Source organism: Streptomyces sp. NPDC111656 (genome assembly GCF_055656965.1).
Window position 1 is genome coordinate 216,375 of record NZ_JBVKCA010000006.1, and the last position, 12,929, is coordinate 229,303.

Annotated in this window: 12 protein-coding genes and 1 pseudogene; 11 read left to right on the forward strand and 2 right to left on the reverse strand. The window is 68.0% G+C overall.

The window, feature by feature from the left end; genetic code table 11:
- Positions 1-201 precede the first annotated feature (201 nt).
- Positions 202-780: a hypothetical protein gene (locus ACZ7M3_RS19915; RefSeq protein WP_472064830.1), complete on the forward strand. Its 579-nt coding sequence runs from the start codon at positions 202-204 to the stop codon at positions 778-780.
- A gap of 48 nt (positions 781-828) precedes the next feature.
- Here the strand turns inward: ACZ7M3_RS19915 and ACZ7M3_RS19920 are convergent, their stop codons facing one another.
- Positions 829-1,134, reverse strand: a complete 306-nt coding sequence (locus ACZ7M3_RS19920) for a ferredoxin (protein WP_054231162.1) — start codon at positions 1,132-1,134, stop codon at positions 829-831.
- Positions 1,135-1,387: 253 nt separating this feature from the next.
- On the opposite strand from ACZ7M3_RS19920, the gene arc reads away from it, so the two are divergent.
- From arc to prcA, 6 genes and pseudogenes are all read left to right on the forward strand, one after another.
- Complete coding sequence (gene arc / locus ACZ7M3_RS19925) at positions 1,388-3,154, forward strand: proteasome ATPase (protein WP_067366395.1); 1,767 nt, start codon at positions 1,388-1,390, stop codon at positions 3,152-3,154.
- Positions 3,155-3,388: 234 nt separating this feature from the next.
- On the forward strand, positions 3,389-4,900 hold the full coding sequence (dop, locus tag ACZ7M3_RS19930; protein WP_351527438.1) for a depupylase/deamidase Dop: 1,512 nt from the start codon (positions 3,389-3,391) through the stop codon (positions 4,898-4,900).
- 166 nt (positions 4,901-5,066) lie between these two features.
- A complete protein-coding gene (locus ACZ7M3_RS19935) occupies positions 5,067-5,285 on the forward strand; it encodes a ubiquitin-like protein Pup (protein WP_060902297.1) in 219 nt (72 codons plus the stop codon).
- 216 nt (positions 5,286-5,501) lie between these two features.
- Positions 5,502-5,729: pseudogene (locus ACZ7M3_RS19940) on the forward strand (endonuclease domain-containing protein); the annotation flags it as partial.
- Positions 5,681-6,526 (forward strand): proteasome subunit beta, encoded by an 846-nt coding sequence (gene prcB, locus ACZ7M3_RS19945; protein WP_352052348.1) that lies wholly within the window; start codon positions 5,681-5,683, stop codon positions 6,524-6,526. The pseudogene ACZ7M3_RS19940 and the gene prcB, both read left to right, overlap by 49 nt.
- Positions 6,527-6,584: 58 nt before the next feature.
- Positions 6,585-7,331 carry a proteasome subunit alpha gene (gene prcA / locus ACZ7M3_RS19950; protein ID WP_067365348.1) on the forward strand — a complete coding sequence of 249 codons (747 nt, stop codon included), beginning with the start codon at positions 6,585-6,587 and terminating at the stop codon, positions 7,329-7,331.
- A gap of 188 nt (positions 7,332-7,519) precedes the next feature.
- Here the strand turns inward: prcA and ACZ7M3_RS19955 are convergent, their stop codons facing one another.
- A complete protein-coding gene (locus tag ACZ7M3_RS19955; protein WP_472064833.1) occupies positions 7,520-8,536 on the reverse strand; it encodes a LacI family DNA-binding transcriptional regulator in 1,017 nt (338 codons plus the stop codon).
- Positions 8,537-8,659: 123 nt separating this feature from the next.
- Here ACZ7M3_RS19955 and ACZ7M3_RS19960 point away from each other — a divergent pair, with 123 nt between their 5' ends.
- The 4 genes from ACZ7M3_RS19960 to ACZ7M3_RS19975 all read left to right on the forward strand — a co-directional run bounded on the left by ACZ7M3_RS19960 (position 8,660) and on the right by ACZ7M3_RS19975 (position 12,868).
- Positions 8,660-9,919, forward strand: coding sequence for an MFS transporter (locus ACZ7M3_RS19960; protein ID WP_472064835.1), 1,260 nt, complete (start codon positions 8,660-8,662; stop codon positions 9,917-9,919).
- 9 nt (positions 9,920-9,928) lie between these two features.
- The gene (pafA, locus tag ACZ7M3_RS19965) at positions 9,929-11,290 is read left to right on the forward strand and encodes a Pup--protein ligase (RefSeq protein WP_054231169.1); all 1,362 of its coding nucleotides are present in this window, start codon (positions 9,929-9,931) and stop codon (positions 11,288-11,290) included.
- Positions 11,291-11,419: 129 nt separating this feature from the next.
- Positions 11,420-12,427, forward strand: coding sequence for an FKBP-type peptidyl-prolyl cis-trans isomerase (locus ACZ7M3_RS19970; RefSeq protein ID WP_472064837.1), 1,008 nt, complete (start codon positions 11,420-11,422; stop codon positions 12,425-12,427).
- A gap of 69 nt (positions 12,428-12,496) precedes the next feature.
- Positions 12,497-12,868 carry an FKBP-type peptidyl-prolyl cis-trans isomerase gene (locus ACZ7M3_RS19975; protein ID WP_351303870.1) on the forward strand — a complete coding sequence of 124 codons (372 nt, stop codon included), beginning with the start codon at positions 12,497-12,499 and terminating at the stop codon, positions 12,866-12,868.
- Positions 12,869-12,929: the final 61 nt, after the last annotated feature.

The following is a 12,929-nucleotide window of genomic DNA, read 5'->3' on the forward strand; positions in this document are numbered from 1 at the left end:
ACTCCGGAGCTCGGCCGCGGTGCGTTCCCGCACGGGGGCCCCGGAACAGGTGGGCAACTCCGCCGCAAGCCCTTTCCGTTGACGTGCCGCGTTGACGCGCCGCCAGAAGTCCGGACCCCGCCGTTCCACCGCACTGTGACGTGTGGCACCATGCTGGCCACCCCACCCCCACCGTCACGGCCCTCCCAGGAGACGCTCCTAGTGCAGCAATCCGTCGTCCCTGAACTGGCACACACCCACACCCGCCCCATCCACTGGCTCGCCACGGCCACCGCCCTGGCCGGAGTCGTCGCCCTCTCCTCGGTCCTCCAGCCCGGCTCCGCGACGGCGGCCCAGCCCGGTCCCGGGGCCAAGTCCGCCCCGGCCGCGACGGCGCCCCCGGACCCCGCGGGCGTCACGTTCCCGATCGAGTGCGGGCCCGTCAAGGTCCTCGTGCAGAAGAAGGCGTCCGGAGACCTCGACGGCGACGGCAGCCCGGAGACGGTGGCCGTCGTCCGCTGCGACGCGGGCATCGGCACCCCGCCCAACGGCGTCTACGTCCTCACCCAGGGCGGGTCGGGAGTCAAGAAGCCCCGCGTCGTGGCCACCCTGATCGACCCGAAGGACCGCCTCAACGTCACCGACTTCGCGGTGCGTGACGGCGCCGTCACGGCGACCCTGCTCGGCTACTCCTCTGCCGACGTGCCGAGTTGCTGCCCGGACGTGAAGGAGCAGGCCAAGTGGCAGTGGAAGAACGGCACGTTCATCCGCTCGACACCCTCCGGGGCCCAGAACGCATGAGAAGTGTGTGAGAAAAGAGACATGTCGTGACGCGGGGTGCCCTTCGGGTCACTCCGCGTCGGGACCGTAGACCTCGACCCTGTCCGAAACTCGACGTACGTGGATGCAGTCGCCGGGGCACTCCTTCGCGGAGTCGGCGACATCCCGCAGAAGCGTCAGCGGTACGGGCGTTGTGGCGCCCGGGGCCTGCAGGAGCTCGTCCTCGGCGCTCTTCACATAGGCCAGACCGTCGATGTCCAGCTCGAAGACCTCCGGCGCGTACTGGGCGCAGATACCGTCTCCGGTACAGAGATCCTGGTCGATCCAGACCTCGAGAGCCTCGCTGTCGCCTGGGGCCTCCTGCTGCACGGTCATTTCTCCTGCCGTTTCCTGCGTCGAGTGATCCGAAGACTGGGGAATCGGGCCAGCTCTGACGGGTGTTGAACACGTCGACCCTACCTCCGCCCGCTTCCCGACCGTGTTCGGTGGGTATTCCCCTGGCGTGAGGGAGAGCGCAAGGGTGAAGATCGGACACACCTCGACAGTCTTTGTGATCTAGGGGTTTCAATCGACACCCACCCAGGTAGGGTCTGGAAGCGTCCAGCTCCCCTTGGAGGAGGTGAGGACCGTGGCAGCCCACGACGACGACATGAACCGCGGCATCCGCCCGGGACGAGGGTCCGATGACCCTGCCGGGCAGGTTGCCTACCTTGAGCAGGAGATCGCCGTCCTGCGACGCAAGCTCGCCGACTCTCCGCGGCACACGAGGATTCTCGAAGAGCGGATCGTCGAGCTGCAGACCAACCTGGCCGGCGTGTCCGCACAGAACGAGCGGCTCGCCAACACGCTCCGTGAGGCCCGCGACCAGATCGTGGCCCTCAAGGAAGAGGTCGACCGGCTGGCGCAGCCACCGGCAGGCTTCGGTGTCTTCCTCGTGGCGAACGAGGACGGCACGGCGGACATCTTCACCGGGGGCCGCAAGCTCCGGGTGAACGTCAGCCCCAGCGTGGAGCTCGAAGAGCTCAGGCGCGGCCAGGAAGTGATGCTCAACGAGGCCCTCAACGTGGTCGAGGCCATGGAGTACGAGAGCGTCGGCGACATCGTCACCCTCAAGGAGATCCTCGAGGACGGCGAACGCGCCCTGGTGCAGGGACACACCGACGAGGAACGGGTGGTACGGCTCGCCGAGCCGCTCCTGGACGTCGTCATCCGTCCCGGAGACGCCCTGCTTCTCGAACCCCGTTCCGGCTATGTCTACGAAGTTGTCCCCAAGAGCGAGGTCGAGGAGCTCGTCCTCGAAGAGGTCCCGGACATCGGCTACGAGCAGATCGGCGGCCTGGGAAACCAGATCGAACTGATCCGCGACGCGGTCGAGCTCCCCTACCTCTACCCCGACCTCTTCAAGGAGCACGAACTGCGGCCGCCCAAGGGTGTGCTGCTCTACGGGCCTCCCGGATGCGGCAAGACGCTCATCGCCAAGGCGGTCGCCAACTCGCTGGCCAAGAAGGTCGCCGAGGTCACCGGCCAGGCCACCGGAAAGAGCTTCTTCCTCAACATCAAGGGCCCCGAGCTCCTGAACAAGTACGTCGGCGAGACCGAGCGGCAGATCCGCCTCGTCTTCCAGCGTGCTCGTGAGAAGGCCAGCGAGGGCACCCCCGTCATCGTCTTCTTCGACGAGATGGAGTCCCTCTTCCGCACCCGTGGATCGGGCGTCAGCTCGGACGTGGAGAACACCATCGTCCCCCAGCTGCTCGCCGAGATCGACGGCGTGGAAGGCCTGGAGAACGTGGTCGTGATCGGCGCCTCGAACCGCGAGGACATGATCGACCCCGCGATCCTGCGCCCCGGACGACTCGATGTGAAGATCAAGATCGAGCGCCCGGACGCCGAGGCCGCCAAGGACATCTTCGCCAAGTACCTCACACAACGCCTCCCGCTGCACTCCGACGACCTCGGAGAGCACGGCGGGGACCGGGCGGCCACCGTCCACGGCATGATCCAGACCGCTGTGGAACAGATGTACGCCGAGTCCGAGGAAAACCGCTTCCTCGAGGTCACCTACGCCAACGGCGACAAGGAAGTCCTGTACTTCAAGGACTTCAACTCGGGCGCCATGATCGAGAACATCGTCGGCCGCGCCAAGAAGGCAGCGATCAAGGCCTTCCTCGAGCAGAACCAGAAGGGCCTTCGGGTCTCCCACCTCCTCCAGGCGTGCGTGGACGAGTTCAAGGAGAACGAGGACCTGCCGAACACCACCAACCCGGACGACTGGGCCCGAATCTCCGGAAAGAAGGGCGAACGGATCGTTTACATCCGTACGCTCGTCACCGGAAAGCAGGGTGCGGACACCGGACGCTCCATCGACACGGTGGCGAACACCGGGCAGTACCTGTAAAAGACAGGGCGGCTGCGGGTGCCCTCCACGGGTACCCGCAGCCGACTGCTTTCCGGGGCACGGCTGGAGCAGAGCAATGACGCAAATGATCTCCCCACCAGCGCAGAGGCGTTCTAGGCTCTTTCGTACCGCCGAGTCGCGCGTTGCGGGGACGGGCACCGCACACGCACCGGAGCACCAGCGGTACTTGAGCAGCGCCCCCGACCGAGGGCGCCGCCGGGCAAGGAGGGCCGCATGACCGTACGGCGAGTAATGGGCATCGAGACGGAGTACGGGATCTCCGTCCCCGGCCACCCCAACGCCAATGCCATGCTCACCTCGTCCCAGATCGTCAACGCGTACGCGGCGGCGATGCACCGGGCGCGCCGCGCCCGCTGGGATTTCGAGGAGGAGAACCCGCTGCGGGACGCGCGAGGCTTCGACCTCGCCCGCGAGGCCGCCGACTCCAGCCAGCTCACCGACGAGGACATCGGCCTGGCCAATGTCATCCTCACCAATGGCGCACGGCTGTACGTGGACCACGCGCACCCGGAGTACAGCGCTCCCGAGGTCACCAACCCGTGGGACGCCGTCCTGTGGGACAAGGCCGGCGAGCGCATCATGGCGGAGGCCGCGGAGCGCGCGGCCCAGCTCCCCGGCGCCCAGCCGATCCACCTCTACAAGAACAACACCGACAACAAGGGCGCCTCGTACGGCACGCACGAGAACTACCTGATGAAGCGGGAGACCCCCTTCTCGGACATCGTGCGCCACCTCACGCCGTTCTTCGTCTCACGCCAGGTCGTCACCGGAGCGGGCCGCGTCGGTATCGGCCAGGACGGGCACGAGCACGGCTTCCAGCTCAGTCAGCGCGCGGACTACTTCGAGGTCGAGGTGGGCCTCGAGACCACGCTCAAGCGCCCCATCATCAACACCCGCGACGAGCCGCACGCGGACGCCGAGAAGTACCGCAGGCTGCACGTGATCATCGGTGACGCGAACCTGTCGGAGATCTCGACCTATCTCAAGCTGGGCACGACCGCCCTGGTCCTGTCCATGATCGAGGACGGCTTCATCGCCGTCGACCTGGCCGTCGACCAGCCCGTGCGCACGCTGCACCAGGTCTCCCACGACCCCACGCTGAAGCGGCTCGTCACGCTGCGCAGCGGTCGCACGCTGACCGCGGTGCAGCTCCAGATGGAGTACTTCGAGCTGTCGCGCAAATACGTGGAGGAACGCTTCGGGGCGGACGCCGACGACCAGACCAAGGACGTCCTGGTCCGCTGGGAGGACACGCTCAACCGCCTGGAGAACGACCCGATGAGCCTCTCGGGGGAGCTCGACTGGGTCGCCAAGCGGGAGCTCATGGAGGGCTACCGGCGCCGTGACGGCCTCGACTGGGACGCGGCACGGCTGCACCTGGTCGACCTCCAGTACGCCGACGTACGGGCCGAGAAGGGCCTGTACAACCGTCTGGCGGCGCGCGGCAAGATGAAGCGGCTCCTGGACGAGCGGGACGTCGAGCGGGCCCGTACGAAGCCGCCCGAGGACACCCGTGCGTACTTCCGCGGGCGCTGTCTGGAGCAGTACGCGGACGATGTGGCGGCGGCCTCCTGGGACTCGGTGATCTTCGATCTGCCGGGCCGGGACTCGCTCCAGCGCGTCCCAACCCTGGAGCCGCTTCGCGGAACGCGTAATCACGTCAAGGAGCTCCTCGACCGCTGCCGTACGGCGGAAGACCTGGTCAGGGTCCTGTCGGGCGGCTGACCGGGCCGCCAGGGGCGTAGGAGCCCGGGCGGCACAACGGGGTGGAAAGACGCGACGTCCGGGAATCATCGAGGTGGCTCCCGGACGTTGTAGCAACTGCGGGGCCGATGTCGGACCCTGCTTGTAGGGTCTGATCAAGAACGTCGAACCGAGCGGGGTGAGGGTTATGGCGACCAAGGACACCGGCGGCGGACAGCAGAAGGCGACGCGTTCCACCGAGGAGGTCGAGGAGCAGGCGCAGGACGCGCAGGTATCGGACGACCTCAAGGAACGCCAGGAGAAGCTGAGCGACGACGTCGACTCGGTTCTGGACGAGATCGACGACGTACTCGAGGAAAATGCCGAGGACTTCGTGCGAAGCTTCGTTCAGAAGGGTGGCCAGTAGGCCACTTTCCCCTTCGATTCGAAGGCCTTACTCGGGGGCGACTGAGCGCCGGAAGGGCTGGGCGTGAAGTGCTGCTCGCGGTGACGGGAGACCGGGCCGCGGGCAGTCTTCGTCGGCGATGCCCTGCGTTCGAAAGGGTGTCGCCTCCTCCATGGGGTTGTGCGTGATCAAAGGGCTCTGTGAGATCAAAGGGCCCCGTGAGATCAAGGCGGCTCCTCGTCATCGATGGGGCTCTGCGGGATCGGTTTGAAAGGTCCCGCAGTTCATGTGGATCAACGCCACGAGACGGGTAGGGTCCGTGGCGTACCGTGCTTCAACTGCAATTCGGCCATCGGCAAGTTGGGAGATGATCCCGACGCTGTTCGTCGGGCTGCCGCCTACTTGGAAGGATCCCCGTGGAAGCCAACACTCGTAGCACCGGGCGTCTACCGGCTGCCTTCCTGACGCCCGGGTCGTCGTCCTTCATGGACTTCCTGTCCGAGCACCAGCCGGAGATGCTGCCGGGCAAGCGGCAGCTGCCGCCCGTCCAGGGCGTGATCGAGGCCCCGCACGGCACGACCATCGTCGCCGTCACGTTCCCCGGCGGGGTCGTCCTCGCCGGCGACCGCCGGGCCACCATGGGCAACATGATCGCCCAGCGCGACATCGAGAAGGTCTTCCCGGCCGACGAGTACTCGGCGGTGGGCATCGCCGGTACGGCCGGTCTGGCCGTCGAGATGGTCAAGCTGTTCCAGCTGGAGCTGGAGCACTTCGAGAAGGTGGAGGGCACCACACTCTCCCTGGAGGGCAAGGCGAACCGGCTCTCCACCATGATCCGTTCCAACCTCGGCATGGCCATGCAGGGCCTCGCCGTGGTCCCCCTCTTCGCGGGTTATGACGTGGACCGCGACAAGGGCCGCATCTTCTCCTACGACGTCACAGGCGGCCGCTCCGAGGAGCAGGGCTACGCCTCCACCGGCTCCGGCTCGATCTTCGCGCGCGGTGCCATGAAGAAGCTCTACCGCGACGACCTGACCGAAGAGCAGGCCACGACCCTCGTCATCCAGGCGCTGTACGACGCGGCCGACGACGACTCGGCGACCGGTGGTCCCGACGTCGCCCGCCGGATCTACCCGATCGTCACCGTGATCACCGAGGACGGCTTCCGCAGGCTCACCGACGACGAGTCCTCCGACATCGCCCGCGCGATTCTGGAGCGGCGTCTGGAGCAGCCGGACGGTCCGCGGGCCGCGCTGCTCTGAGCTCGGCTCCTTTTGCCAAGGTGACCCAGTGACTTCGACAGAAAGGGACGGATAACCGGTGTCGACGCCGTTCTATGTCTCACCCCAGCAGGCCATGGCCGACCGGGCGGAATACGCCCGTAAGGGCATCGCCCGCGGTCGCAGCCTCGTTGTGCTGCAGTACGCCGACGGCATTGTGTTCGTCGGCGAGAACCCGTCCCGTGCGCTGCACAAGTTCAGCGAGATCTACGACCGGATCGGCTTCGCGGCCGCCGGCAAGTACAACGAATACGAGAACCTGCGGATCGGCGGCGTGCGCTATGCCGATCTGCGGGGTTACACCTATGACCGTGATGATGTGACCGCCCGGGGTCTGGCGAATGTGTACGCACAGACGCTGGGCACGATCTTCTCCTCGGCCGCCGAGAAGCCGTACGAGGTGGAGCTCGTTGTCGCCGAGGTGGGGGAGACCCCCGAAGGCGACCAGATCTATCGGCTGCCGCACGACGGGTCCATCGTGGACGAGCACGGATCCGTCGCGGTGGGTGGCAATGCCGAGCAGATCAGCAGTTACCTGGACCAGCGCCACCAGGACGGGATGTCGCTGGCGGAGGCGCTGAAGCTGGCCGTGCAGTCGCTGTCGCGGGAACCGAACGGGGGCGAGCGGGAGATCCCCGCGGAGCGCCTGGAGGTCGCGGTCCTGGACCGTACGCGTCCACAGCAGCGCAAGTTCAGGCGGATCGTCGGGCGTCAGCTGGACCGGCTGCTGGAGGAGGGCGGCGCGGAGACCGCCACGGAGGCCGAGGACGCCGAAGACGAGGAGTGACCGTTCGTCTTCGCCCTGCCCGCCGGGTGCCGGTGGGTGGGGCGGGGCCGTGCCGGTACATCAGCCCGTCGCCGCCGGATCAGACGTTGCCCTGTAGGGAGCCGGATCCGGACGTGAGCGACGGGCTTTGACGTACCGGCACGGCCCCTTTCGTGCGTCGGCGGGCGCGGGTGTGTGGGGCGAGTGGTCTATGGGGCGCTCGGCGGGGCCGTGGAGCCTCGTACGACCAGCTGCACCGGGATGTCGCCCACGGGGGGTGTTCGGCCGTCCAGGACGGCCAGGAGGGCTTCCATGCCGCGTTCGCCGAAGCGTTCCGCGTCCAGGCGGACGGTGGTGAGCTCCGGGTCGATGGCCTGGGCCAGGGCCAGGTCGTCCAGGCCCGTGACGGAGAGGTCCTCGGGGATGCGCAGGCCCAGGCGGCGGGCCGCCTTGTAGGCGCCTGCCGCCAGTTTGTCGTCGTCGCAGACCAGGGCGGTGGGGCGGGGGCCGGGGGCGGCCAGGGCCGATCCCGCGGCGGCCACCGCGTCCTCGATCGAGATCGGGGCCCGGGTCGTGCGGAGGTCCGTGCCGGGGACCTCGGACAGGCGTTTGGCCAGTTCCCGGGCGCGTACCTCGAAGGTCCAGGACGGGATGTCCGCCGCCAGATGGAGGAAACGGCGGTGGCCCAGGGACAGGAGGTGCTCGGCCACCTGTCGTACGCCGTCCTTGATGTCGAGGTTGACGGTCGCCGCGCCCAGGCTGCCCGCAGGGTCGCTGTCGAGCATCACCAGGGGGAGCTGGTCGCCCCGGATGGCGGTCAGGGCGTCCGCGGCCATGGAGGAGGCGATGACGCCGTCCAGGGCGGCCGCCGCGGAGCCGAACGGGTCACGGGCGGGGCCGATGCCCTCGGGGGAGGGGTACAGGACCACGCCGAAGCCGTGTTCCGCCGCGACGCGGGCCGCGCCGGTGTAGACCCCGGCGAAGAACTCGGTGGTCAGCGCCGGGACCACCAGGAGGACCGTACGGGTGCGGCCCAGGCGGAGGTTGCGGGCGGCCAGGTTCGGGCGGTAGCCGAGCTCCTGGGCGGCCTCGCGGACGCGTCCCGCGGTCGTCTCGGAGACCCGGCCGCGCCACTTGTCGCCCAGCACCAGGGAGACCGCGGCCTGGGACACCCCGGCGGCCTGGGCGACGTCACGGCTCGTCGGGCGGGTGTTACCTCGTGCCACCGGCGACCTGCTCCTTCGTCTGGACTCGCGGACTGGGCACATGGTACGTATGACACAGGGAGTTATACGTAAAACCTCGTGTGCATGACCATCGGGCGTCACGCGTTACCGGAAGGGCATGACATGGCCGCGGGATACCTGGAGATCCTCAGGGCGAGGCACGCCGCACGCCTGCTCGCCGGCACGCTCACCGGGCGGCTGCCGAACGCCACCGCCGCCCTCGCCGTCGTGCTCTTCGTCCGGGCGGAGGGCGGGACGTACAGCCTGGCCGGTGCGCTCGCGGCCGTGTACGGGGTGGGCAATGCCGTGGGGCAGCCGCTGCTCGGGCGGCTCGTGGATCTGCACGGGCAGCCGCGCGTCCAGTTGCCGGCCGCGCTCGTCTCGGCCCTCGGGATGGGCGTCTTCGCCTTCTCGGGCACCGACCCGCTGCCGGTGGCGTATCTGGCGATGGTCGTCGCCGGGCTCTTCACGCCGCCCCTGGAGGGCGGTCTGCGGGCGTTGTGGCCCTCCGTGCTGCGCCGGGAGGAGCAGGTGCACACCGCGTACGCGATGGACGCCGTGGCGCAGGAAGTCATGTTCACCGTCGGACCGTTGCTGCTGACCCTGTGTGCCTCGCTCTGGTCCGCCCGGGCGGCGCTGCTGATCCTGAACGTCATCGGGGTGCTGGGCGCCCTCTCCGTGGTCCTCTCGCCACCCTCGCGCGCGTGGCGTTCGGCACCGCGCGAGGCGCACTGGCTCGGCGCGTTGCGCTCACCCGGGCTGCTGGCGCTGCTCGGCGCGTTCCTGTTCGTGGGGATCGCGCTCGGCTCGATCACGGTCGCCGCGCTGTCGTACGCCGACGACCACGGCGGCGACGCGGTGTACGGCTGGCTGATGGCGGCCGTGGGGCTCGGGGCCCTCGTCGGTGGCACGGCGTACGGGGCGCGGCGGTGGAGCAGCGCGCCCGAGCGGCGACTGCGGGTGCTGGTCGCCCTTCTGGCGGTGTGTTATCTGCCCCTCGTGCTGATGCCGGGCGCGGTCGCCATGACGGCCCTCGCGGCGCTCGCCGGGGTCTTCCTGGCGCCCTGCATCGCCTGCGCCTTCATCATCGTCGACCGGCACGCGCCGAGGGGCACCGTCACCGAGGCGTTCTCCTGGCTTGTGACGACGTTCACCGTGGGCGCGTCGGTCGGAACGGGCCTCGCGGGCCCGGTCGTCGAGTGGGGCGGGGCCGTGTGGGGCTTCGCCCTGCCGGGTGCCGCGGGTGCCGCCGCGCTGGTGGTTCTGCTCGCCACGGGGCGGGTCCTCGCAGCTACCGGGGACGGTGCGGTCGTTGCGGTCTCATCGGAAAATGATCCAAACCGTGCCGTCGAACCCCGTTTCAGCTCGGGGGATCGGGCGTAATGTTCAGTCATGGACCGCCGCATTTTCGGGCTGGAGAACGAGTACGGCGTCACGTGTACGTTCAGGGGACAGCGCCGCCTGTCTCCCGACGAGGTGGCGCGGTACCTCTTCCGCCGTGTCGTGTCATGGGGCCGCAGCAGCAATGTCTTTCTGCGGAACGGTGCCCGCCTCTATCTCGACGTGGGATCACATCCGGAATACGCGACACCCGAATGTGACAACGTGACGGAACTCGTCACCCACGACAAGGCCGGCGAGCGCATTCTCGAAGGACTCCTGGTCGACGCCGAACGACGCCTGCACGAGGAAGGAATCGCGGGCGACGTCTATCTGTTCAAGAACAACACCGACTCGGCGGGCAACTCCTACGGGTGCCACGAGAACTATCTGGTGGCCCGGCACGGGGAGTTCTCCCGGCTCGCGGACATTCTCATTCCCTTCCTGGTCACCCGGCAGCTGCTGTGCGGTGCCGGCAAGGTGCTGCAGACTCCGCGCGGCGCCGTGTACTGCGTGAGCCAGCGCGCCGAGCACATCTGGGAGGGCGTCAGCTCGGCGACGACCCGCTCCCGGCCGATCATCAACACCCGCGACGAACCGCACGCCGACGCCGAGCGCTACCGGCGGCTGCACGTCATCGTCGGTGACTCGAACATGTCCGAAACGACGATGCTCCTGAAGGTCGGCGCCACCGACCTGGTACTGCGCATGATCGAGGCCGGTACGGTCATGCGCGACCTCACCCTGGAGAACCCCATTCGGGCGATCCGCGAGGTCAGTCACGACATCACGGGCCGGCGCAAGGTGCGTCTGGCCAGCGGCCGGGAGGCCTCCGCGCTGGAAGTGCAGCGGGAGTACTTCGAGAAGGCCGTGGACTTCTGCGAGCGCCGCGGCATCCGCACCGGCACGGTCGAGCAGGTGCTCGAACTGTGGGGCCGCACGCTCGACGCGATCGAGGCCGAGGACCTCGACCGGATCGGTACCGAAATCGACTGGGTGATGAAGTACAAGCTCATCGAGCGGTACCGGGCCAAGCACAACATGACGATGTCGCATCCCCGGGTCGCGCAGATAGACCTCGCATATCACGACATCCACCGGCGTCGTGGTCTGTACTACCTGCTGGAGAGGAAGGGACAAGCCACCCGGATCTGCAACGATTTGAAGATCTTCGAAGGCAAGTCCGTGCCGCCGCAGACCACTCGGGCCCGGCTGCGCGGCGACTTCATCCGGCGCGCTCAGGAGCAGCGCCGCGATTTCACCGTCGACTGGGTCCACCTCAAGCTCAACGACCAGGCACAACGCACGGTGTTGTGCAAGGACCCGTTCCGTTCGGTCGACGACCGGGTGGAGAAGCTGATCGCGGGAATGTGAGCGCTGAGTTCCGGGTGTGAGGGCGGAACGCAACGCGGGGCGCCGTACGTTTTCCGTACGGCGCCCTTCTCACGTCGTAGAGTTGCGCGCACGCCATCAACCAAGATCGATCGATACGAGGCCCTCACCGTGCGCCGACGCTCCCTCATGATTGCCGTACCCGCCGGACTGGTCACGCTCGCCGGATGCGGTGACGACAAGTCGGACAAGGCCAAGTCCAGCACCAGTAGCCCGTCCCCGTCGGCCGCCGCGTCCGCCTCGGCGGCGCCGCCGCCGAAGATCGTCGACGGTCCGCTGCCGGCGATCACGGCCGGGACGAAGTTCGGTGAGAAGCCGACCGTGGCCAAGGGCAGCGGCTCCCCGTCGAAGGATCTGGCGGTCAAGACGGTCATCGCGGGCGGCGGCAAGACGGTCGCGGAGAACGACTACATCCAGGCCAACTACCTCGGCCAGATCTGGGACACCGCCAAGGTCTTCGACAACTCCTACGACCGTAAGACGCCGCTGATCATCCAGCTCGCGCAGGGCGGCATCATCGACGGCTGGCGTTATGGCCTGGTGGGCAAGAAGGTCGGCAGCCGCGTCGAGATGTCCGTGCCGCCCACCTGGGGCTACGGCACGCAGGGCAACACGCAGGCGGGCATCAAGGGCACCGACACGCTGGTGTTCGTCGTCGACATCGAGAACACCTTCAACGCGCAGAGCTCCGCCCAGGGCAAGGAGGTCGCGCAGAGCGACGCCGCACTCCCGAAGGTCGGCACCAACACCGACGGCAAGGCCCCTTCCATCGACGTGCCGAAGGCGACGGCCCCGACGAAGCTCGTGGCGAACTACGTCCTCGAGGGCGACGGCGACGAGGTCAAGGCGGACAGCAGTGTCCTGGTGCAGTACAAGGGCGTGCTCTGGGACACCGGCAAGGAGTTCGACTCGACGTACAGCAGCGGCCGGCTGGCGTCGTTCTCGCTGCAGCAGGTCGTCAAGGGCTGGGCGCAGGGCCTGACCGGCAAGAAGGTGGGCAGCCGCGTCCTCATCGTCATTCCGCCGGCGCTGGGCTACGGCAACAACCCGCCGAGCGGCAGTGGCATCAAGAAGGACTCCACTCTGGTGTTCTCGGTCGACATCCTGGCCAAGATGTAACGCGTTGCGGGATGTGAGACTGTCGGTGTTGCTTTAAGGCCTTTACGCGAACAAGCAGGAGCTAGAGACGTGAGCATCGAGAAGCCCGAGATCGACTTCCCGGGCGGCGAGCCCCCGGCGGACCTCGAGATCAAGGACATCTGGGAGGGAGACGGCCCGGTCGCCAAGGCCGGCGACTTCGTCAAGGTCCACTACGTGGGCGTGGCCTTCTCCACCGGCGAGGAGTTCGACGCCTCCTGGAACCGCGGCGCCCCGCTGGAGTTCAAGCTCGGCGTCGGTCAGGTCATCAGCGGCTGGGACCAGGGCGTGCAGGGCATGAAGGTCGGCGGCCGTCGCCAGCTGGTCATCCCGGCGCACCTCGCGTACGGCGACCGTGGCGCCGGCGGCCGAATCGGCCCCGGCGAGACGCTGATCTTCGTCTGCGACCTGGTCGCGGTCTGATCCACAGCGGGATCGGGTCGTGATCCGATCACCATGAAGGCCGGGTTCCCGCCCGATCTTC